This window comes from Pauljensenia sp. UMB3104 (assembly GCF_030217285.1).
Taxonomy (GTDB): Bacteria; Actinomycetota; Actinomycetes; order Actinomycetales; family Actinomycetaceae; genus Pauljensenia.
In genome coordinates, this window is the sequence record NZ_JASONN010000008.1 from 57,081 (window position 1) to 76,524 (window position 19,444).

18 protein-coding genes are annotated in these 19,444 nt (G+C 67.2%); 3 read left to right on the forward strand and 15 right to left on the reverse strand.

Translation table 11 applies throughout. The annotated features are described in order from the left end of the window. Nucleotides 1-3: 3 nt before the first annotated feature. The 13 genes from nuoL to QP415_RS05875 are packed head-to-tail and all read right to left on the reverse strand — an operon-like array spanning nt 4 to nt 14,116. On the reverse strand, nt 4-1,980 hold the full coding sequence (gene nuoL, locus QP415_RS05815) for an NADH-quinone oxidoreductase subunit L (RefSeq protein ID WP_285099320.1): 1,977 nt from the start codon (nt 1,978-1,980) through the stop codon (nt 4-6). Between the two features lie 15 nt (nt 1,981-1,995). After that, nucleotides 1,996-2,295: an NADH-quinone oxidoreductase subunit NuoK gene (gene nuoK / locus QP415_RS05820; RefSeq protein ID WP_016461586.1), complete on the reverse strand. Its 300-nt coding sequence runs from the start codon at nt 2,293-2,295 to the stop codon at nt 1,996-1,998. Beyond that, nucleotides 2,292-3,269, reverse strand: coding sequence for an NADH-quinone oxidoreductase subunit J (locus tag QP415_RS05825; RefSeq protein ID WP_016461587.1), 978 nt, complete (start codon nt 3,267-3,269; stop codon nt 2,292-2,294). Before QP415_RS05825 ends, nuoK begins: the two co-directional genes overlap by 4 nt. After that, nucleotides 3,269-3,919 carry an NADH-quinone oxidoreductase subunit NuoI gene (gene nuoI / locus QP415_RS05830; RefSeq protein ID WP_016461588.1) on the reverse strand — a complete coding sequence of 217 codons (651 nt, stop codon included), beginning with the start codon at nt 3,917-3,919 and terminating at the stop codon, nt 3,269-3,271. Before nuoI ends, QP415_RS05825 begins: the two co-directional genes overlap by 1 nt. Beyond that, nucleotides 3,912-5,240, reverse strand: coding sequence for an NADH-quinone oxidoreductase subunit NuoH (gene nuoH, locus QP415_RS05835; protein WP_016461589.1), 1,329 nt, complete (start codon nt 5,238-5,240; stop codon nt 3,912-3,914). The genes nuoI and nuoH overlap by 8 nt, the downstream gene beginning before the upstream one ends. Beyond that, complete coding sequence (locus tag QP415_RS05840; protein WP_285099325.1) at nt 5,237-7,798, reverse strand: NADH-quinone oxidoreductase subunit G; 2,562 nt, start codon at nt 7,796-7,798, stop codon at nt 5,237-5,239. Before QP415_RS05840 ends, nuoH begins: the two co-directional genes overlap by 4 nt. Further along, entirely contained in the window at nt 7,795-9,099 is a 1,305-nt protein-coding gene (gene nuoF / locus QP415_RS05845; protein ID WP_016461023.1) for an NADH-quinone oxidoreductase subunit NuoF, read from the reverse strand. The genes QP415_RS05840 and nuoF overlap by 4 nt, the downstream gene beginning before the upstream one ends. Further along, the gene (gene nuoE / locus QP415_RS05850; protein ID WP_285099327.1) at nt 9,096-9,806 is read right to left on the reverse strand and encodes an NADH-quinone oxidoreductase subunit NuoE; all 711 of its coding nucleotides are present in this window, start codon (nt 9,804-9,806) and stop codon (nt 9,096-9,098) included. Before nuoE ends, nuoF begins: the two co-directional genes overlap by 4 nt. Further along, nucleotides 9,803-11,149, reverse strand: a complete 1,347-nt coding sequence (locus QP415_RS05855) for an NADH-quinone oxidoreductase subunit D (RefSeq protein WP_285099329.1) — start codon at nt 11,147-11,149, stop codon at nt 9,803-9,805. The genes nuoE and QP415_RS05855 overlap by 4 nt, the downstream gene beginning before the upstream one ends. Then, entirely contained in the window at nt 11,149-11,886 is a 738-nt protein-coding gene (locus tag QP415_RS05860; protein WP_016461020.1) for an NADH-quinone oxidoreductase subunit C, read from the reverse strand. Before QP415_RS05860 ends, QP415_RS05855 begins: the two co-directional genes overlap by 1 nt. Further along, a complete protein-coding gene (locus tag QP415_RS05865) occupies nt 11,883-12,437 on the reverse strand; it encodes an NADH-quinone oxidoreductase subunit B (RefSeq protein WP_016461019.1) in 555 nt (184 codons plus the stop codon). Before QP415_RS05865 ends, QP415_RS05860 begins: the two co-directional genes overlap by 4 nt. 22 nt (nt 12,438-12,459) lie before the next feature. Next, nucleotides 12,460-12,819, reverse strand: coding sequence for an NADH-quinone oxidoreductase subunit A (ndhC, locus tag QP415_RS05870; protein ID WP_016461018.1), 360 nt, complete (start codon nt 12,817-12,819; stop codon nt 12,460-12,462). 28 nt (nt 12,820-12,847) lie between these two features. Then, nucleotides 12,848-14,116 carry a geranylgeranyl reductase family protein gene (locus QP415_RS05875; protein WP_285099353.1) on the reverse strand — a complete coding sequence of 423 codons (1,269 nt, stop codon included), beginning with the start codon at nt 14,114-14,116 and terminating at the stop codon, nt 12,848-12,850. Nucleotides 14,117-14,518: 402 nt separating this feature from the next. On the opposite strand from QP415_RS05875, the gene QP415_RS05880 reads away from it, so the two are divergent. Further along, entirely contained in the window at nt 14,519-15,274 is a 756-nt protein-coding gene (locus QP415_RS05880) for a hypothetical protein (RefSeq protein ID WP_285099332.1), read from the forward strand. On the opposite strand, the gene QP415_RS05885 is transcribed toward QP415_RS05880, so the two are convergent. Further along, nucleotides 15,271-15,441: a hypothetical protein gene (locus QP415_RS05885; protein WP_285099333.1), complete on the reverse strand. Its 171-nt coding sequence runs from the start codon at nt 15,439-15,441 to the stop codon at nt 15,271-15,273. The two genes, QP415_RS05880 and QP415_RS05885, sit on opposite strands and share 4 nt — an antisense overlap. Before the next feature lie 194 nt (nt 15,442-15,635). On the opposite strand from QP415_RS05885, the gene QP415_RS05890 reads away from it, so the two are divergent. Continuing rightward, nucleotides 15,636-17,096 carry a DUF4832 domain-containing protein gene (locus QP415_RS05890; protein ID WP_285099335.1) on the forward strand — a complete coding sequence of 487 codons (1,461 nt, stop codon included), beginning with the start codon at nt 15,636-15,638 and terminating at the stop codon, nt 17,094-17,096. Between the two features lie 152 nt (nt 17,097-17,248). Here the strand turns inward: QP415_RS05890 and QP415_RS05895 are convergent, their stop codons facing one another. Continuing rightward, nucleotides 17,249-17,956: a class I SAM-dependent methyltransferase gene (locus tag QP415_RS05895; RefSeq protein ID WP_048675959.1), complete on the reverse strand. Its 708-nt coding sequence runs from the start codon at nt 17,954-17,956 to the stop codon at nt 17,249-17,251. 58 nt (nt 17,957-18,014) lie between these two features. Between QP415_RS05895 and QP415_RS05900 the strand changes: the two genes are divergently transcribed. Continuing rightward, complete coding sequence (locus QP415_RS05900) at nt 18,015-19,331, forward strand: isochorismate synthase (RefSeq protein ID WP_442953465.1); 1,317 nt, start codon at nt 18,015-18,017, stop codon at nt 19,329-19,331. Nucleotides 19,332-19,444 lie beyond the last annotated feature (113 nt).

Sequence of the window (19,444 nt, forward strand, 5' to 3'; positions counted from 1 at the left end):
CCCTTACAGCCTGAATCCGAGGACGATGGCCAGGGCGAGGATGACGCCACCCAGGATGTAGGCAGCGTACGTGCGCACGAGGCCGTTCTGGGTGATGCCGACGATGCGTCCGAGCAGCTGCGAGCCGACGCCGAGGCCGTTCAGCGCACCGTCGATGGCGCTCGCATCGCCGACGGTCGCGACGGTGACGAGGCCCTTGGCGGGCATCATGAACAGGGTCTCGTTGACGGTGTCCTGGTAGAGGTCGCGGCGCGCGGCCTCGGTCAGGGCGTTGCCTGCGGGGACGGAGGTGGGAACCTCGTCGCGTCCGTACTTCATCCACGCGATAACCGCGCCGAGGATGACGAGGGCGAGGGTGGCTCCCTGAATGACGTACTCATTGAGGACGGGGTCATTGTGCGTGACGTGACCGATCGAGGGGACCAGCCACTCGGTGAAGGTGTTCCCCACGGAGAGGGCGCCGCCGAGGACGACCGCGCCGATGGCGAGGATGATCATGGGGACCGTCATGAGGGCACCGGACTCGTGCGGGTGCACGGGCGCGCCCTCGGCCTCGGTGGTCCAGCGGGCCTTGCCGTGGAACGTCATGAAGAAGAGTCGCGACATGTAGAACGCGGTGATGCCCGCGCCGATCAGCGCGACGGGGCCGTAGACCCAGCCGGCCCACAGGGCCGTCGTGCCGCCGAAGCTGTCGGCACTGAAGGCGGCCTCGATGATCTTGTCCTTCGACCAGTAGCCGGAGAACGGCGGAACGCCGAGGATGGCGAGCCAGCCCATCATGAACGTCAGCCACGTGACCTTCATGGCACCGCGCAGGGCGCCGAAGCGACGCATATTCACCTGGTCGCCCATGCCGTGCATGACGGAACCGGCGCCCAGGAACATGAGGGCCTTGAAGAAGCCGTGGGTGAAGAGGTGGAAGATCGAGAACGCCCAGCCGATGGGGCCCAGGCCCGCACCCAGCATCATGTAGCCGATCTGGCTCATGGTGGAGGCCGCGAGGACCTTCTTCATGTCGTCCTTCGCGCAACCGACGATCGCACCGAAGAGGAGCGTGATCGCACCGATGATGGCGACCGCGGTCGCGGCGACGGGGGCCGCGAGGAAGACGTCGCCGGAACGGATGATCAGGTAGACGCCGGCGGTGACCATCGTGGCCGCGTGAATAAGCGCGGAAACGGGGGTCGGACCAGCCATGGCGTCACCCAGCCACGCCTGCAGCGGGAACTGCGCGGACTTACCGCAGGCGGCCACCAGCAGGAAGATACCGATGACGGTCGCGGACGCCGTGGGGATGGAAGCGACCTGGGTGGAGACCACGGAGAAGGACACCGAGTGGAAGGAGGCGACCATCGCCATCATGGCGATCAGCATGCCCATGTCGCCGACACGGTTCATGACGAACGCCTTCTTGGCGGCCACCGCGTTCGCGGGGACGTGGTTCCAGAAGCCGATCAGCAGGTAGGACGCCAGGCCCACGCCTTCCCAACCGGCGAACAGGCCAGCGTAGGAGTCCGCGAGAACCAGGGTCAGCATCGCCGCGATGAAGAAGTTCAGGTAGGCGAAGAAACGGCGGCGAGCCTCGTCGTGCTCCATGTAGGCAATCGCGTACACGTGGATGAGCGAACCGACGAAGGTCACCAGGATGACGAAGGTGATCGAGAGCGGGTCCACGAGGAGACCGAAGTCGACGGTGAAGTCACCGGCGGGAATCCAGGTGAACAGCGTCTCGCCGAAGCGGCGCGCGCCCACGGGAGAATTCCACATCTGGGCGGCGATCGCCGCACCAACCGCGAAAGTCGACCAGGATGCGAGGGTCGCCAGCAGGTGGCCCCACTTGTCCGAGACGCGGCCCAGCAGCAGGAGCAGGCCCGCGCTGGCCAGCGGAATGAGGATGAGCAGCCACGCGTAGGCGGCGACTCCGGTGGCGGCGACCATATCGGGGACGCCGGTAGCCTGTGTGGAAATGAAGGTGGTCATGAGTTACGTCCTCCCTCAGTTCTTCAGCAGGTTGAGATCGTCCATGCTCGTGGTCGAGCGGGAACGATAGATGGACACGATGATCGACAGGCCGACGACGACTTCGGCGGCCGCGACGACCATGACGAAGAACGCCATGATCTCGCCGTCAACGTTGGAGTGAATGCGCGCAAACGTCACGAGGACGAGGTTCGCGGCGTTGAGCATCATTTCGACGCCCATGAGCGCGATGACAGCGCTGCGGCGCACGAGGACCGTGGTCGCACCGATGGCGAACAGCACACCCGCAAGGATGAGGTACCAGGCGAGGCTCACTTGCTCTCCTCCTTCTTCTCAATGGGGGTGGTGGTGCGCGCCTTGCGGGCCCGAGGCTGGGCCAGTCCGGTGGGCGCGGCAGCGCCGGGCATCCCGAAGGAGCCGGAGCGCGGGACGTCGGGCGTGCGCCCGATGGTGTAGGGCGACTCGTCGAGAGAGTCGGTCGCCGCGGTCTCAGTGCGAGCGAGCGCGAGCTGCTCGGAGACCTCGGGGGTGACCTCGCCGATCGTGCGGGTCAGGCCGCGCACGCGCAGGACGCGGGGCACCGACTCCTCGACCGGGCCGAGGGTCTCGCCCGAGATGGCGGGCACATCGGCCGCGTTCGACTGGGCGTAGACACCGGGGGCGGGCAGCTGGCCGATACGAGAACCCTTTTCGCCGAAGGCGCGCATCTTGTTACGCGCCGTCTCGTACTGATCGGCCTTCGGGGCGAGGCGATCCGAGTGGGTCAGCAGCATCGCACCGACGGCGGCCGTGATCAGCAGCGCGCCGGCGAGCTCCATGCTCAGCCAGTGCTCCTGGAACAGCGTGATCGCCAGGTCGGTGATCGGCTGGTTGGAGTAGGGGTCAACCTCGTCGGCTTTGTGCGGCGTGGGAACGGACTTCAGGATCGCGGTCGCAACGATGACGATCAGTCCGAGGCCACCGAGCACGGCCGAGACGATGGCGCCGCGGCTCTGGCGGGCGTAGTCGTCGGAGGTGCCGATGCCGATCAGCATGATGACGAAGAGGAACAGCATCATGATCGCGCCGGTGTACACGACGATCTGCGCCACGCCCAGGAAGGGGGCGCTATTCGCGATGTACAGGACGGCCAGGCCGAGCATGACGCCGACCATGCAGATGACCGAGTGCGCGGCCTTCTTGAAGAAGAGGACACCCAGAGCGCAGGCGACCATCACGATGGCCGTGCATGCGAAGAGGATGATCTCCCCCGTTGACCCCATCATGGGCCAACCGTTGGACAGGTTCATCAGTGTGCCTCCTCGGCGACTCGTACCGTCTTGAGGGAGGGGTCGTCGGGGCGGCGGCTCGCGACCCAGTCAACCTGGGCGGCGGTGGGGCCGGTGACTTCCCCGCGGTAGTAGTCGATGTCGTTCTTACCCTCGACCATGGGGTGGGGCGCTGCGAGCATGCCATCGGAGAGCGGGACCAGGAGGTCTTCCTTCTCGTAGATGTCGTCCTCGCGGGTGTACTTGGCGATTTCGAAGTCGTTCGTCATCGTCAGGGCACGCGTGGGGCACGCCTCGATGCACATACCGCAGAAGATGCAGCGCAGGTAGTTGATCTGGTAGACGCGGCCGTAGCGCTCGCCCGCCGAGTACTGCTCCTCGGGCGTGTTGGATGCGGCCTCGACGAAAATCGCGTCAGCGGGGCACGCCCAGGCGCACAGCTCGCAGCCGACGCACTTTTCCAGGCCGTCGGCGTAGCGGTTGAGCTGGTGGCGTCCGTGGAAGCGGGGCATGACGCGCGCGGGTTCGCGCGGGTACTGCTCGGTGACGGTAGGCCGGAAGAAGGAAGCCATGGTGACTCCGTAGCCGGCCATAGGCGCGACGAACTGGGCGAACGCACCCTTGGGGTCATGCTCGAAGAGCATTTCCTCGTCGGTGGTCTTCTCACTCATCGGTGGACTCCTTCGGGCTGTCGATTGCCGAGGCCGGGGCCAGTTCGCCCTCAATGGTGGCGAGGCCGCGCGGCGAGGCAACGGGGGTCTGTCCGGGCAGCGGCGGGACGGGGAAGCCGTCCTCGAAGCCGGTGTATTCGCGCTCGGATGCGGGGATTTCCTCGGGCTCGGGCTTGTCCGTCAGCCAGATGATGCCCAGGGCGATCACGAAGATGACGCCCACGCCTCCGAAGAGGATGTGGTTGGGCAGCGCCACGAACTGGGTGATGCCGCGCACGAGGGCGACGAGCACGAGCCAGCCCAGGGCGATGGGCATGAGGCGCTTCCAGCCGAGGTTCATGAACTGGTCGTAGCGGAAGCGCAGCAGCGTGGCGCGCGTCCAGATCAGCAAGAACATGAAGAACCAGATCTTCAGGAAGAACCAGAGCATGCCCCACCAGCCGGAGTTGAGGAACTCGACGTGGGAGAGCGGCCACGGGGCGTGCCAGCCGCCGAAGAACATCGTGGTGGCCACGGCCGAGACGTTGAGCATGTTGACGTACTCGGACAGGTAGTACCAGCCGAACTTCATCGACGAGTACTCGGTCATGTGGCCGGCGACGATCTCACCCTCGGCCTCGGGGAGGTCGAAGGGAAGACGGTTGACTTCACCGGTGGCGCTGATGCAGTAGATGACGAACGCGGGGAACAGGGTGAATGCCCACCAGAACTGTCCCTGAGCGGCCACGATCTGCGAGGTGGACATGGAGCCCGACATGAGGAACACGCTCACGAGGGACAGACCCATGGCCAGCTCGTAGGAGATGACCTGCGCGGAGGAACGCACGGCGCCGTACAGGGGCAGGGTCGAGCGGGTCGACCAGCCACCCAGGACGATGCCGTACAGGCCCAGCGAGGCGATCGCCAGGATGTACAGGGAGGCGACGGGCATGTCGGCGAGCTGCAGCGGCGTCGAGTGACCGAAAATCGTCACGTTCGGGCCCATCGGGATGACCGCGTAGACGCTGAACGCCGCGAAAGCCGCGATGGCGGGAGCCAGGAAGTACAGGAAACGCTCGGCCCGGCGGGTCCACATGTCCTCCTTGAAGAGGAGCTTGCCCGCGTCGGCGAACGCCTGGAACAGGCCGAGGGGGCCCGCGACGTTCGGGCCGGGACGCGTCTGCATGCGGCCCAGGCCTCGGCGCTCGACCCACAGGGCGAGGAGCACGTTGGCGATCAGGAAGACGATGATGAACACAGCCTTGATGAGGCTGAGCCACCAGGTTTCCTGGCTAAAGTCCGCGGCGGTGTATTCCGGGACTGCGAAGGGTGCGAGTGTCATCGTGCCACCTCCTGCGTGGCGCGCAGGGTCGCGACGGTGCCGGCACCGCCGAGGTTTTCGTGAATAACGGAGCCGGTCGAGCACTCGGGCACCCACGCGACGGAGTCGGGCAGGTCCGCGATGGCGGCCGGGAGGGTGATCGTGCCTCGCTCGGTCTCGAGCGTCGCGTCCGCGCCGGGGGCGATACCCGCAGCAGCGAGCGTGGCGGCCGAGGCCAGGAGGACAGGGCGACGGGCCGAACCGGCCAGCCACGGGGCGCCATCCTGGAGGCGACCGGCGTCGATCATCGGCTTGTGGGAGGCCAGAACGACCTCGCCCTTGCCGGCGGCAACGGGGGCCTCGGGCGAGACCGGAGCGAAGGTCTGCGGGGCGCCATCCCACTCCATGAGGGGGTTGACTTCCTCGTACAGGTCAGCCAGGGCGGTGATACCCAGGTCGAGGTCGAACTCTTCGGTGAGGCGCACGAGCACGTCGCGGTCCGTGAGGGACGTTGCCGAGCGGGCCTGGCCGAAGGGACGCAGGCGGCCTTCCCAGTTGATGTAGGTGCCGTTCTTCTCGACCGCGGGGGCCACCGGCAGGACGACGTCCGCGCGCTCGGTGATCTCCGAGGCACGAACCTCGAGCGACACGAGGAAGGGAACCTCGTCGAGGGCTTCGCGCACGGCGGCCGGCTCGTCGAAGTCGCGCACGTCGACGCCGCCGACGACGAGAGCCGCAAGCTCACCGGAGGCGGCGGCCTCGATCATCTGCTCGGCGTCGAGGCCGCGCTCGGGAAGCTCGCCCCAACCCAGGGACTGCGCCCCGGCCTCGTCGATGCCGCGACCGAAGGGAAGCAGACCCGGGAGGAGGCCGGCCTCAACGGCGGCGCGGTCACCGGCGCGACGCGGGACCCACGCGAGGCGGGCGCCCGTGCGCTCGGCCAGAGCGACGACGGCGGAGAGCAGGCCGGGGGTCTGCGCGGCGCGCTCGCCCACGAGGACGATGCCACCGGAGAGGGCATCCGCGAGATCCGCGTAGGCACCGCCAGCGGCGATCGCGTCGAGAACGCCGGGCTCGGAGCCGGGGGCGGCGTGCAGGACCTGGGCGTTCATCTTGCGCGAACCGTTGGAGGTGAAGGGCGCGACCGTGGCGACCTTCAGGCCCGACTTACGGGTGCCCTTGCGCAGGCGCAGGAACATCGCGCCGCACTCGTCCTCGGGCTCGAGGGCGACCAACAGCACCTGACCGGCGCGCTCCAGATCGGAGTACGTGACATCGAGGCCGGAGCCCGCCACGTAGGAAGCCAGGAACGAACGCTCTTCCTCGCTGGCGCGACGCGAACGGAAGTCGATCGAGTCGGAACCGACGACGGTGCGCGCGAACTTCGACCAGGCCCAGGAATCCTCGAAGGTGAGGTGGCCGCCGGGCAGGAAGCCCACGGACGAACCAGCCTGCTCGAGGCCCTCACGGACGCGGTCAAGCGCGTCGGACCAGGAGGTGGGAACCAGCTTGCCATCCTCGCGCACGAGCGGGTAGGTCAGGCGATCGACCTTGTCCCATTCGAAGGCGAAGCGGTCCTTATCGGTGATCCACTCTTCGTTAACCTCGGGGTCGTTGCCGCTCATGCGACGCACGACCTCGCCGCGGCGCACGTCCTGGCGGATCGCGGAGCCCGACGCGTCGTGCTCGGTCACGGCGGCCGTCGACACGAGGTCGAAGGGACGCGCGCGGAAGCGGTAGGACGCGGCGGTCAGAGCGCCGACGGGGCAAATCTGAATGATGTTGCCCGAGAAGTAGGAGGCGAAGGCACGGCCCGAGACGTCGCGCTCAGCGACGGAGAGCTCGCCCTCGTTGAGCGAACCGACGATCGCATCTGTGCCGAACGGCGACGACAGGGACGAGGTCGCGGCGTCCTTGGCCTTCGGGTCGAAGAAGTCGAGCGTGGTCGTGTCAAAGCCGCCGACCTGCTCGCCCATGAAGTAGTGGTGCTCCGTGGGGGCGGTGCCGCCGCCTCGGCCCTGCAGGTCCATGAACACGTCGCCAGAGATTTCCTTGCCAAAACGCACGCAGCGCTGGCACAGGATGCAACGCTCGCGATCCAGCAGGATCTGCGAGGTCAGGCGCAGAGGCTTCTTGAAGGTGCGCTTGGCGTCCGTGAAGCGGGACTTGCCGCGTCCCTCGGTGAGCGCCTGGTTCTGCAGGGGGCACTCGCCGCCCTTGTCACAGACGGGGCAGTCCAGCGGGTGGTTGATGAGCAGGAACTCCATCACGCCGCGCTGGGCGCGGTCCACCACCTCGGAGGTGTGCTGGGTCTTGACGACCATGCCCGGGGTGACGGTCTGCGCACACGAGGGCTGGGGCTTGGGCATGAAGCGCAGCTCGCCCGTGTTGCGGTCGGGCATGCCGACCTCCACGAGGCACTGGCGGCATGCGGCCACGGGAGCCAGCAGCGGGTGATCACAGAAACGCGGGATCCGGATGCCGGCCTGCTCGGCCGCGCGGATCACGAGCGTGCCCTGGGGGACAGAAACCTGAACGTCGTCGATGGTGACGTCGATCATGTTGGGTGCGTCGCTCATCGGCCACCTCCTCGCGCGTAGTTAGCGGACGCCTCGTAGGGGAAAAGCTCACGGGCGGGCGTGGTCAGCCCGGCCTCGAACTCGTCGCGGAAGCGCTTGATGCCCGACATGATCGGGGTTGCTGCGGCGTCGCCCAGCGGGCAGAAGCTGCGGCCCGCAATGTTGTGTGCGATCTCGTCGAGCAGGTCGACGTCGCCGGGGCGGCCCTCGCCTCGCTCGAGACGCAGCATGATTTGCTTCATCCAGTAGGTGCCTTCGCGGCAGGGCGTGCACTTACCGCAGGACTCGTGCTGGTAGAACTCGGACCAGCGGGTGATGACGCGAACGACCGAGACCGTCTCGTCGAACACCTGAAGGGCGCGCGTACCCAGCATCGAACCGGCAGCGCCCACAGACTCGTAGTCGAGGGGCGTGTCCAGCTCGTCTTCGGTGAAGATCGGGGTGGAGGAACCGCCGGGGGTCCAGAACTTCAGCTCGTGGCCGTCGCGGATGCCGCCCGCCATCTCGATGAGCTCACGCATCGTGATGCCGAAGGGAGCCTCGAACTGGCCGGGGTTGTTCACGTGACCCGACACGGAGAAGATGCCGTGGCCCTTGGACTTTTCGGTGCCCATGGACGCGAACCATTCGGGGGAGTTGCGGAAGATGCCCGCAACCTGAGAAATGGTCTCGACGTTGTTGACGACCGTGGGACGGGCGTACAGACCGGCGACCGCGGGGAACGGGGGCTTGAGGCGCGGGTGGCCTCGGCGACCCTCGAGGGAGTCGAGCAGGGCCGTCTCCTCACCGCAGATGTAGGCGCCAGCGCCCGCATGGGCGGTAATGCGCAGGTCGCCGAGCACGCCGGACTCGGTCGCCTCGCGCACGGCCTGCAGCAGGCGACGGTACACGTGGGTGACCTCGCCGCGCAGGTAGACGAACGCGTGGTCGCAGCCGATCGCACGGGACGTGATCGCAATGCCCTCAATGAGGACGTGCGGGTTGCCCATGATCAGCGGGATGTCCTTGCAGGTGCCCGGTTCGGACTCGTCGGCGTTCACCACGAGGTAGCGGGGGCCACCGTCGGCCGGGGGCAGGAAGGACCACTTGAGGCCGGTCGGGAAGCCTGCGCCACCACGGCCTCGCAGGCCGGAATCCTTCACGACCTGCACGATCTCAGCGGGTTCCATGGTCCGGGCCTTTTCGAGGCCCTGGTAGCCACCGCGAGCCCGGTAGGAGTCCAGCGTCCAGGAACGATCCTCTCCCCACCCGTTGGTGAGGATCGGGGTCAGCGGTCCGGGCGCAACGTATGCGGTACTCACTTCGCCTCTTCTCCCTTCGTGTCAGCGGCCTCGTCGGCGACCTCCACGGCGACCGGCTCGGTCCAGCCCTTCGCCGCTGCGATCTCGCGGCCCAGCAGCGTGGAGCGGCCCGCGGAGGGGCCCTCGTCCTCGTGGCCGTCCAGGAAGCCGGCCAGGACGCGCTCGTTCTCCTTGAACGTGGGGGCCACGATGGGTCCGCGCGTCGGGTGAATGTCGCGACCGGCCTGGATGTCATCGATCATGGCCAGCGCCGACTCAGGGCTCTGGTTGTCGAAGAATTCCCAGTTGACCATGACGACGGGCGCGTAATCGCACGCCGCGTTGCACTCGATGCGCTCGAGCGTGATCTTTCCGTCTTCGCTGGTCTCATCGGTGCCGACGCCGACCTTCTGGGAGACCTTTTCCCAGATCTCGTCGCCGCCCATGACGGCGCACAGCGCGTTCGTGCACACACCCACCAGGTAGTCGCCGGTGGGGTGGCGCTTGTACTGCGTGTAGAAGGTCGCGACAGCGCTGATCTCTGCGCGGGGCAGGTCCAGCGTGGCGGCGATGAAGTCGATGCCGTCCGGGCTGACGTAGCCGTCAACGGACTGGATCAGGTGCAGCATCGGCAGCAGCGCGGAGCGCGAGTGACCGTCCGGGTAGCGGGCGATGATCTGCGCGGCGTCCGCCTGCAGGCGTGCCAGGGTGTCGGGTGTGTAGCTCATCGGTCAACGCCTCCGAGAACGGGGTCGATAGCGGCCAGTGCGACGACCACGTCGGCCAGCTGGCCGCCCTCGGTCATCATGGCCAGCGCTTGCAGGTTGGCGAAGGAGGGGTCGCGGAAGTGCGCGCGGAACGGGCGCGTGCCACCGTCGGAGACGAGGTGAACGCCCAGGATGCCCTTCGCGTGCTCGACGGTCTGGTAGACCTGGCCGGCGGGCACGTGGAAGCCCTCCGTGACGAGCTTGAAGTGGTGGATGAGGGACTCCATGGACTCCCCCATGATCTCGCGGACGTGCTCGGCCGAGTTGCCCTGGCCGTCCGTGGCGACCGCGAGGCGCGCGGGCCAGGCGATCTCCGGGTCGGCGACCATGGTGGGCGCGCCCTCGCACTGGTCCAGCTTGTCGAGCACCTGCCAGATGATGCGCATGGACTCGTAGCACTCGTCGAAGCGAACCATCGTGCGGTTGTAGACGTCGGACTTGTCGCGGGTGGGAATATCGAACTCGAAGTTCTCGTAGCCGCAGTAGGGCTGGCTCTTGCGCAGGTCCAGGGGCAGGCCGGCGGCGCGCACGCCGGGGCCGGTCGAGCCGAGGGCCATGAGGCCGCTCAGCGGCATGACGGCCACGTCGCACAGACGCTTCTTGAAGATCGGGTTCTCCACGAGGATGTCCTGGAGCTCGCCGATGTCCTTACGGCACCGACGCAGGCGGTCACGGATGTAGTCCGTGGTGCCCTCGCCGATGTCCTGCACGACGCCGCCGGGGCGGATGTACTCGTGGTTCATGCGCAGGCCGGTGATGCGCTCGAAGATACGCAGGATCTCCTCGCGGCCACGGAAGCCGATCGTCATGATCGTGGTGGCACCCATTTCGTTACCGGTCGAGCCGATGGCGACCAGGTGCGAGGCGATGCGGCACAGCTCCATCACGAGGATGCGGATGAGGGACGCGCGCTCGGGGATGTCCTCTTCGATGCCGAGGAGCTTCTCGACGCCGAGGCAGTATGCGGCCTCCTGGAAGAAGGGAGCGACGTAGTCCATGCGCGTGCAGTATGCGACGCCCTGAGCCCACGTGCGGTACTCCATGTTCTTCTCGATGCCGGTGTGCAGGTAGCCGGTGTCGATGCGGGTCTCGCGAACCTTCTCACCGTCAAGCTCGAGGATGAGGCGCAGAACGCCGTGGGTCGCGGGGTGGACCGGGCCGAGGTTGACGACGATGCGCTCGGAGGTGATGGCCTCGATCTCGTGCAGGACGTCGTCCCAGTCACCGCCCTGGGTGAGGACCTCGGGGATGTCCTCAATGGGCAGGTCGGTCGCGCCGGCGGGCGCGTGGAAAGCGGTGGTCATCAGTTCACACTCCTACGAACGTCGGCGGAAGCGTTGACGGCGCCCTTGAACTCGACGGGGATGCCGCCCAGCGGGTAGTCCTTGCGCTGGGGGTGTCCGACCCAGTCGTCGGGCATCGCGGTGCGCGTCAGCGAGGGGTGCCCGGTGAAGACGATGCCGATGAGGTCCCAGGTTTCGCGCTCCTGCCAGTCGTTTCCGGGGTAGACGGAGACGATGGAGGGGATGCGGGGGTCCTCGTCGGGGCACGTGACCTCGAGGCGGATCATGCGGTTGTACGTGATCGAGTACAGGGGGTAGATAGCGTGCAGTTCGCGGCCCTTATCGAGGGGGTAGTGCGCGCCGTTGGTGCCCAGGCAGAGCTCGAAGCGCAGGTCGGCATCGTCGCGCAGGTACTTGGCGACGCGCGCGATGTGCTCGCGGGCGATGAAGATGCCGAGCTGTCCGCGGTCGATGGTGACCTTTTCGATGACGTCGGAAACCTTCAGGCCGTCGGCGACGATGAGCTCTTCGAGGACATCAACGACCTGGTCGAACCAGCCGCCGTAGGGGCGGGAGGCCTCGCCGGGCAGGAAGGAATCGGTCACGAGGCCGGCGAAGCCGGAGGTGGAGGAGTCAGTGCCCGCGCCGAAGAGGCCCTCGCGGTGGGCGATGGGCTCGGGGAGGGCGAATCCGCGCTGGGACGAGGCCGGGGCGACCTCGGCGGGCGCGTTTTCCTCGGGGGTGGAAAGGTCGCTCATGCGAGGAGTCCCTTCATCTGGTGGGTGGGGGTCGCCTCGAGGGCGGCCTGCTCGGCGCGACGCGCGATCTCGCGGCGGTGAACGCCGAGGGGTTCCTTGCCGATCTGCTCACGCAGGACGAGGACCGCGTGGATGAGGGCCTCGGGGCGGGGCGGGCATCCGGGCAGGTAGACGTCGACGGGGACGATGTGGTCGCAGCCCTGGACGATCGCGTAGTTGTTGAAGACGCCACCGGAGGATGCGCACGCGCCCATGGAGATGACCCACTTGGGTTCGGGCATCGAGTCGTAGACGCGGCGGATAATGGGGGCCATCTTGTGCGACACACGGCCCGACACGATCATCATGTCGGAGTGACGCGGCGAGGCGCGGAAGACCTCGAGGCCGAAGCGCGCCATGTCGAAACGGGGGGTACCGGCAGCCATCATTTCGATGGCGCAGCACGCCAGACCCATGGTGACGGGCCACTGGCTGTACTTGCGTGCGAGCCCGAGGACCTTTTCGACGCTGGTGAGCGCGATGCCCGCGGGCAAGGATTCTTCAAGTCCCACTTGTCTGTTCCTTACTTATATCTCAGTAATCCAGGCCGCCGCGTCGCCATTCGTAGGCGTAGGGGACGCAGAGGGTGACCAGGAAGCTCATCATGACGACCAGTCCGAACAGGCCCAGCTGGTTGAAGCTGACGGCCCACGGGTACATGAACACAACTTCGATGTCGAAGATGATGAACGTCATGGCGACCAGGTAGTAGCGCACCGGGAATCGACCCTCGGTGAGGTGAGCGCTGGTCGGCTGGATACCGCACTCGTAGTTGTCGGCCTTGGTTGTGGACTTCTTGGTGGGGCCCAGGATCGCGGAGGCGCCCAGGCCTCCGAAGGCTAGTACGAGGGCAGCTGCCGACATGATGAGCAGCGGCACGTAGGGATTCGTCATCGTTCCTCCCGGTTATCGGTAGTGGTGGTCATGCGGGGCGCACCACCTTGGTCAGCATTGTGATGAGTTGGTCGTCGAAATCGCCCCCGGTCCTCTCGTACCCGTCCGACAGGAGTTTGTGGACGAGTGTCATGAGGCGCGGGATGGGCAGTCCGACGTTCGTGCAGGTGCGCATGATCGTCGGGTTTTCGATGAGCGCGACGAAGATGCGGCCCAGCTGGTAGTAGCCGCCGTATTCGTCGCGGAGCATGTGGGGGTATTCGCTCATGGCGCGGTCGATGCCGGCGCGGTGGGAGCGGGAGCGGGCCTGCGCGATGCACGAGGCCGCGTAGCGTCCGGCCTTCATGGCGGGGGCGATGCCTTCGCCGTTGTAGGGGGAGACCATGCCGCCGGCGTCGCCGACGAGGACGAGGCCCTGGGTGTAGTGCGGCTTGCGGTTGAAGCTCATGGGCAGGGCGGCGGAGCGAAGCGCACCGATCTGGTTGTCGGGGGTGAAGCCCCATTCCTCGGGCAGGTTCGCGGTCCAGGTCTTGAAGACCTCCCGGTAGGGCAGGTTGGTGGCGCCAGCGCGCGAGGCGACGGAGCCGAGGCCGACGTTGACGATGCCGTCACCCATGGGGAAGATCCAGCCGTAGCCGGGCAGCAGGTCGGAAGCGCCGGGGGTGCCGCTCCACAGTTCGAGGTGGGATTCCATCCATTCCTCGTTGCCGCGGGGGCTGTGGAAGTATGCGCGTGCGGCGACGCCCATGGGGCGGTTCATCTTCTTTTCGAGGCCGAGGCTGGTGGCCAGTCGGGCCGCCACTCCCCCGGCGTCGACGGTGATCGAGGCGCGCACCTTGGTGGTGGTGGCGTCTTTTCCGCGACCGCTCTTAGCGCTCACGCCGACGACGCGGCCGGAGCCGTCCTGGATGGCTCCCGTGACGGTGACGCCCTCGTAGAGGCGTGCGCCCGCTTCGACGGCGCGCTGGGCGAGCGCGTGGTCGAGGTCGACGCGGGCTCGGGTCATGCCGTAGCCGGGCAGGGACTTCTGGTCAGGCCAGTCCATGTGGACGGTGTGGCCACCGCCGATGACGGTGAGGCCGCGGTTTCGCATCCAGCCGGTGGTGTCCACGCCCATTGCGATGAGTTCATGGACGGCGGCCGGGGTGAGCCCGTCGCCGCAGATTTTGTCGCGCGGGAAGGGGCTTTTCTCCAGGAGGATGACATCGAGGCCGACTCTGGCCAGGTGGTAGGCGGTGGAGGACCCGCCCGGGCCTGCGCCGACGACGACAACGTCAGCGCTCATGTCGCTAGGCATGGTGGATGCCACGGCATTCCTCCGTCATGTGGTGCGCGGGTGCGTCCGCGCGAGTGTGCAAAGTGGATGAAGCGTGCACATCACTTCATTCCGCAAGAAAGCCTAGCTAGGTCACTCTCACCTCGGCGACCGAGCGCACTTTTCCCTGGAGTTTCAACGAACGAGGCCCGGGCAGGCCGCGCTCATAGCACCCATTTGCGCAAGGGAACTCTGTCGTAAATGGTGGCCCTGGCCTCGTCGCACCAGGTGTTACATGCGCTGAGACGAGCCCGCGCGACACCCTCGCACAATCCGATACGATGACCAGCGCCGCAGCGAACAGCAATGGTGGAGAATACTCACGCATCCAACACAGAACACGCGCGACGAACCTCGACACAGACACACTGAAGGGGAGCATGCATGGGCTCAGAAGAACAGACTCATACCCGCAGGTATCCACGACGCACCCTCATCGGCATCGCTTCAGTAGCGGTCCTTACCCTCACGATCACGGGTACAGCCTGTGGCTCGCGCCAGCCCAGCGCAGATAGCCAGGCACAGTCCGCACAATCGCCCGCGCAATCCTCCTCGGACCAGGCCCCAACCCAAGAATCTGGAGCCTCCACAGCCGCGCCGACGCCGACGGAGGCGACGCCGACGGAGGCGACGCCGACCACGCCTGCGTGCGAGGACGGCTCCCCCACACCCATCGGCACATGCCTGCACCCCGCGTCGGTCCAGTGGCTCCCCGACCTCCTGCCAGACCCGCGCGAGGTGGACCGCACCGATCCCGAGGCCGTCGCCAGAGCCTACGTCATCACGCTTAACACGTGGGATGCATCGCGCGATAAATCCAACGCCTATGCATCCATCCGCGCGAGCGTGTACGAAGTGCCTGAACGAGCGAGCAGCCACACGAAGACGCCCGACCAGCAGCACGGCCAGGGCGAATTCCTTCCACTCCTGGCCAACCGCGCCCACACGACCGTCACCATCACGGGCAGCAACAACCATGGGCAGCAGCCGAACACTGACCCGACGCGCTGGTACGGGAACGTCTACTACCAGCGCAACTACTCGGACAACTCACTGGAACCCGTGAACAAGCGCGAAGTCGTCTTCCTGCGACTGCAGGACGATGGAACGTGGGCGGTCGTCGACAGCGGACCGTACTAAACGAGCCAGCGCACGCACTCCACCAACGAGGCCGGGACCCCACCGAGGGACCCGGCCTCGTTCTCGTTGGACACGAGCGCCGATCGCTCACTCCACACGCGCGGGAAGCCCCGCTCGCACGCCGTAACGGCGCGACGCGCCCGCAGGCAGACGAATGCCCAGCTCACCACACGCTTGTCACACAATCACTTACTGACACAATTTTTCACAATCTTGCACGAAGTGACAACACAGTGATTCACTTGTCAGCCGTGGAAGCCTCGGATCGCACGCGGATGCGATTGCCCTGCGCGTACTTCCACGCGACGCGCCCACGCCGCTCAATGTCCCCAGCCGCAGTACAGACTGAAAGGACCTCGCGATGAGGAAATTTGCTCGCATCGCCATCGCTCTCGCGGCGGCCGCAGGACTGGCGGGTGCCACCCTGCCAGCCACGGCCTCGTCGGCCTCGACGACCCAATGGACCACCCTCGAGGCGGCGCCAGCCCCCGTGTCGAACCCGATGAAGGGCTTCATGCCGTGGGCGCCCGCCCCCGGCGGCAATCCCGTGCTCGCACAGAGCGCGCTGCCCTATACGCTCGAATGGGCGGTCTTCCCGCTCAAGAATGTCGTCACCGGCCCCGACACCTACGACTTCAGCTCCGTCGACGCCATGCTCGATTCCATCGCGGCGCGCGGACACCAGGCGGTCATCCGCTTCTACGTCGACAACCCGGGCGAATCTTCAGCGCTGCCCCAGTACCTCATTGACGGCGGCACGGACACGAGCCGCACATACGACTTCCACGACAATGCGAAGAAGTCTTTCTCCCCCAACTACGACGACCCGAACGTCCAGCAGATGTTCCTGCACTTCGTCGCGGCCCTGGGCAACAGGTACGACGGGGATCCGCGCATCGGCTACATCACCGCAGGCCTGTACGGTTTCTGGGGCGAGGAGCACACCTACCCCTACAACGGCGCGATCAGCTCCCAAAACCCGACGGGCATCAACTGGATGCCCTCCGACGCGTTCCGCGCCCAGCTGGTCGAGGCTTGGGACGACGCTTTCGATGAGACTTTCATCCAGAACCGCTACCCCACCGAGGCCACGAAGGCCCACGGCATGGGCTACCACGATGATTCCTTCGGCTACGCGACCCTCGAGGGGGTCAGCTGGCACTTCATCCCCAAGCTGAAGAAGCAGGGCGAAGCGGACGCCTGGCAGCACGCTCCGATCGGCGGCGAGCTCTACCCGCCCGCCCAGATGTGCCTCTTCTCCCAGCCCGTCAACTGCCCGAACATGGACCCTGAAGGCGACTACAAGGCCCTCGAGTCGATTCAGGGCGCGCACGCCACGTGGCTGATCAACCAGAAGGCTTTCACGGTCGGTTACACGGGCTCTGATCTGACGCGCGCCCAGCAGGCCAGCGCAGCCATGGGCTACACGCTGCAGGCCACCCGCACGTCGGCGACGTACCACGGCGCGAAGGCCACCGTGGCCGTCGACATCAAGAACACGGGATCCGCCCCGTTCTACGCAACATGGCCCCTCGAGGTCGTCCTCGTCGATTCGAACAAGACGATTGTGGCCACCCAGACCCTCGAGTCCCCGCTGCCCTCGGTTCTCCCGGGCCAGACCGGGACCGTCACCGCGCGCTTCACGCTGCCCTCGCAGTATCGGGCGAACGACTCCGCGCAGGAGCTGACCGCCGCGATCCGCGTGGTCAACCCGCTGCCGAACGGCGTGCCCGTGGCCTTCGCGAACGCGACGATGAACGAGCCGCTGCCCGGCTACCTGGGCCTGGCGACTCTGACCCAGGGTCGCGCGCCGAAGAACTAACAACGAGGCCGGGGCAGGGCACTCGCGCCACCCGCAGGTGGGTGCGCGCCGCCCCTGCCCCGTCTACGGGCGCGGCTGCGCCTTCCGCGCCCAACGTGAGAGGCCGGGACCCCACACAAGGGGCCCCGGCCTCGTCGTTATCGAAACGATAGTTACGGCAGCGGCTTGACCGCGCGGTGCAGGCAGGCGATGCCGCCGGTGAGGTTGCGGTACTCGACCTCGCTCCAGCCGTTGGCGGCGATCATGCGGCCGATTTCCTCCTGGGCGGGCCACTGGCGGATCGACTCGACCAGGTAGTCGTAGGCGCCGTCGTTCGTGGAGGCCACGCGGGCAATCGCCGGCATGACGGTCGACTGATAGACGTTGTACAGGCCGCGGAAAATGCGCGAAGGCGGCGTGGAGAACTCCAGCACCACGAGGCGGCCGCGCGGGCGCACGACGCGCGCCATTTCACGCAGCGCGAGCTGCGGGTCCGGAATATTGCGCAGGCCCCACGAGATGGTGACCGCGTCGAAGGTGCCGTCCTCGAAGTCCAGGTCCATGGCGTTGCCGTGTACGAACTCGATCTCGGGGTGGCGCTCACGGCCGACCTCGATCATGCCTTCGGACAGGTCGCAGGCGACGACTTCGGCGCCACCCTTGGCCAGGGAGGCCGACGACGCGCCGGTTCCGGCCGCCAGGTCGAGGATGCGTTCGCCGGGGTGCGGGGCGACCGCCTTGCGCAGGGCGGTCATCCACACGTTGTTCAAACCGCCCGTCATCAGCGTATCCATCGCGTCGTAGCGGGAGGCGACGGAGTCGAACATCGAGGCGATCTCTTCGGGAACCTTGCTCAGGTCCGCTCGCGGGGATTCAGTCATGCGTCAATACTCGCACGTCTTCCAGCACTGTGCCGCCCCTGCTCCTACCATGGAACCCATGCACAACGACTTCGGATGCTCGCGCCTGACCTTTCGGGCGCTGGCCCTACCCCCGCAGCACCCGGGGTCTACTTGCTCACTGACGTCCTTACTTCCCGACTGCGGGGGCGCCGCCTGGCTGGGTGAGCGCCGCCAGATGATCGGCCTGGGACGTGCGCTCACGCTCGAGTCCGCGGCCCCGGGTGCGATCGCCGAGGTGCGCCGCGCGTGGGAGGCCACCCCGGCCTCGGCAACCGCCCCGCACGCTGACGCAGCACGCCCCGGCGAGGCCACCCCGACAACTAACGGCCACCGTCCCGGGGAGGCCACCCCGGCCTCGTCCCCCGCCGGCGGCGCCCCCTCCCCCGTCTTGTTCGCGTCCTTCGCGTTCCGTTCCCCCGCCCGTTCGGTCGCGTTTGTGCCCGCGCTGACTCTCATCGACGAGGCCGGGGCCCGCTGGGCGATCACGGCGGGCATCGGGGACGCCCCGGATCCGCTGGCGGCGGTTGACGAAGCCTTGGCCGTGGCGAGGCCCGCCCCACGCGTGCCAGAGTCCCTGACGTTTGGGCACGGGTCAATGTCGCGCGGACAGTGGCGCGACTCGGTGCGGGCGATGGCGCAGCGCCTGCGCGAGGGTGCCGCCGACAAGGCCGTCATGGCGCGCGACATGACGGTGCGATGCGCGCATGGGTTTGATGAGCGTTTCCTGCTCGAGCGCCTGAGCGACCTGTACCCGTCGACGTGGCGTTTCTGCGTGGATTCGCTCCTCGGCGCGTCTCCGGAGATGCTAATCGCGGCCTCGGGCGGCACGGCGACCTCGCGCGTCCTGGCGGGCACGTGCAAGCCCGGCGAGGGCGAGATGCTCGCCTCAAGCGCGAAGGACCTGCGCGAGCACGACCTGGCCTCCGAGTCGGTGTCCTCGATCCTGACGCGTCTGTGTACCTCGGTGACGACTCACGGGCCGTTCCTCCTGTCGCTGCCCAACGTCGTTCACCTGGCGACGGACGTGCACGCGCGCCTGGGGTCCACTCATCTACTGGATCTGGTGGCCGCCCTGCATCCGACGGCGGCCGTATGCGGCACCCCGCGCGACGCCGCGATGCGGCTCATCGAGGAGCTGGAAGACACCGAGCGCGGCCGCTACTCGGGGCCCGTGGGCTGGGTGGACACGGCGGGCGACGGCGAGTTTGCGATCGCGCTGCGCTGCGGACTCACCTCGGGCACGCGCCTGCGTCTTTTCGCGGGCGCGGGCATCATGCCGGATTCCGACCCGGACGCCGAGCTGGCCGAGACCGAAGCGAAGATGCGCCCGCTCCTGGACGCCCTCGGGGTCTAAACGACCCGTCGACACGCAAAGGCCCGCCGCCCCTTCACAGGGACGGCGGGCCTCGTCAGTGCGCGGCACTCAGGTCACGCAATACTCGAGTCACGCCGCAGCGCGCGCATACA

Bases quoted from the DNA above. Each gene is read 5' to 3' on its own strand.
- nuoI (WP_016461588.1), bottom strand. From the start codon at position 3,919: ATGAGTGAGAAGACCACCGACGAGGAAATGCTCTTCGAGCATGACCCC.
- QP415_RS05895 (WP_048675959.1), bottom strand. From the start codon at position 17,956: ATGACTGAATCCCCGCGAGCGGACCTGAGCAAGGTTCCCGAAGAGATC.
- QP415_RS05825 (WP_016461587.1), bottom strand. From the start codon at position 3,269: ATGAACCTGTCCAACGGTTGGCCCATGATGGGGTCAACGGGGGAGATC.
- ndhC (WP_016461018.1), bottom strand. From the start codon at position 12,819: ATGACGAATCCCTACGTGCCGCTGCTCATCATGTCGGCAGCTGCCCTC.
- nuoE (WP_285099327.1), bottom strand. From the start codon at position 9,806: ATGAGCTACACACCCGACACCCTGGCACGCCTGCAGGCGGACGCCGCG.
- nuoH (WP_016461589.1), bottom strand. From the start codon at position 5,240: ATGACACTCGCACCCTTCGCAGTCCCGGAATACACCGCCGCGGACTTT.
- nuoL (WP_285099320.1), bottom strand. From the start codon at position 1,980: ATGACCACCTTCATTTCCACACAGGCTACCGGCGTCCCCGATATGGTC.
- QP415_RS05875 (WP_285099353.1), bottom strand. From the start codon at position 14,116: ATGCCTAGCGACATGAGCGCTGACGTTGTCGTCGTCGGCGCAGGCCCG.
- QP415_RS05855 (WP_285099329.1), bottom strand. From the start codon at position 11,149: ATGACCACCGCTTTCCACGCGCCCGCCGGCGCGACCGACCTGCCCATT.
- QP415_RS05880 (WP_285099332.1), top strand. From the start codon at position 14,519: ATGGGCTCAGAAGAACAGACTCATACCCGCAGGTATCCACGACGCACC.
- QP415_RS05860 (WP_016461020.1), bottom strand. From the start codon at position 11,886: ATGAGCGACCTTTCCACCCCCGAGGAAAACGCGCCCGCCGAGGTCGCC.
- QP415_RS05890 (WP_285099335.1), top strand. From the start codon at position 15,636: ATGAGGAAATTTGCTCGCATCGCCATCGCTCTCGCGGCGGCCGCAGGA.
- QP415_RS05840 (WP_285099325.1), bottom strand. From the start codon at position 7,798: ATGAGCGACGCACCCAACATGATCGACGTCACCATCGACGACGTTCAG.
- QP415_RS05900 (WP_442953465.1), top strand. From the start codon at position 18,015: ATGCACAACGACTTCGGATGCTCGCGCCTGACCTTTCGGGCGCTGGCC.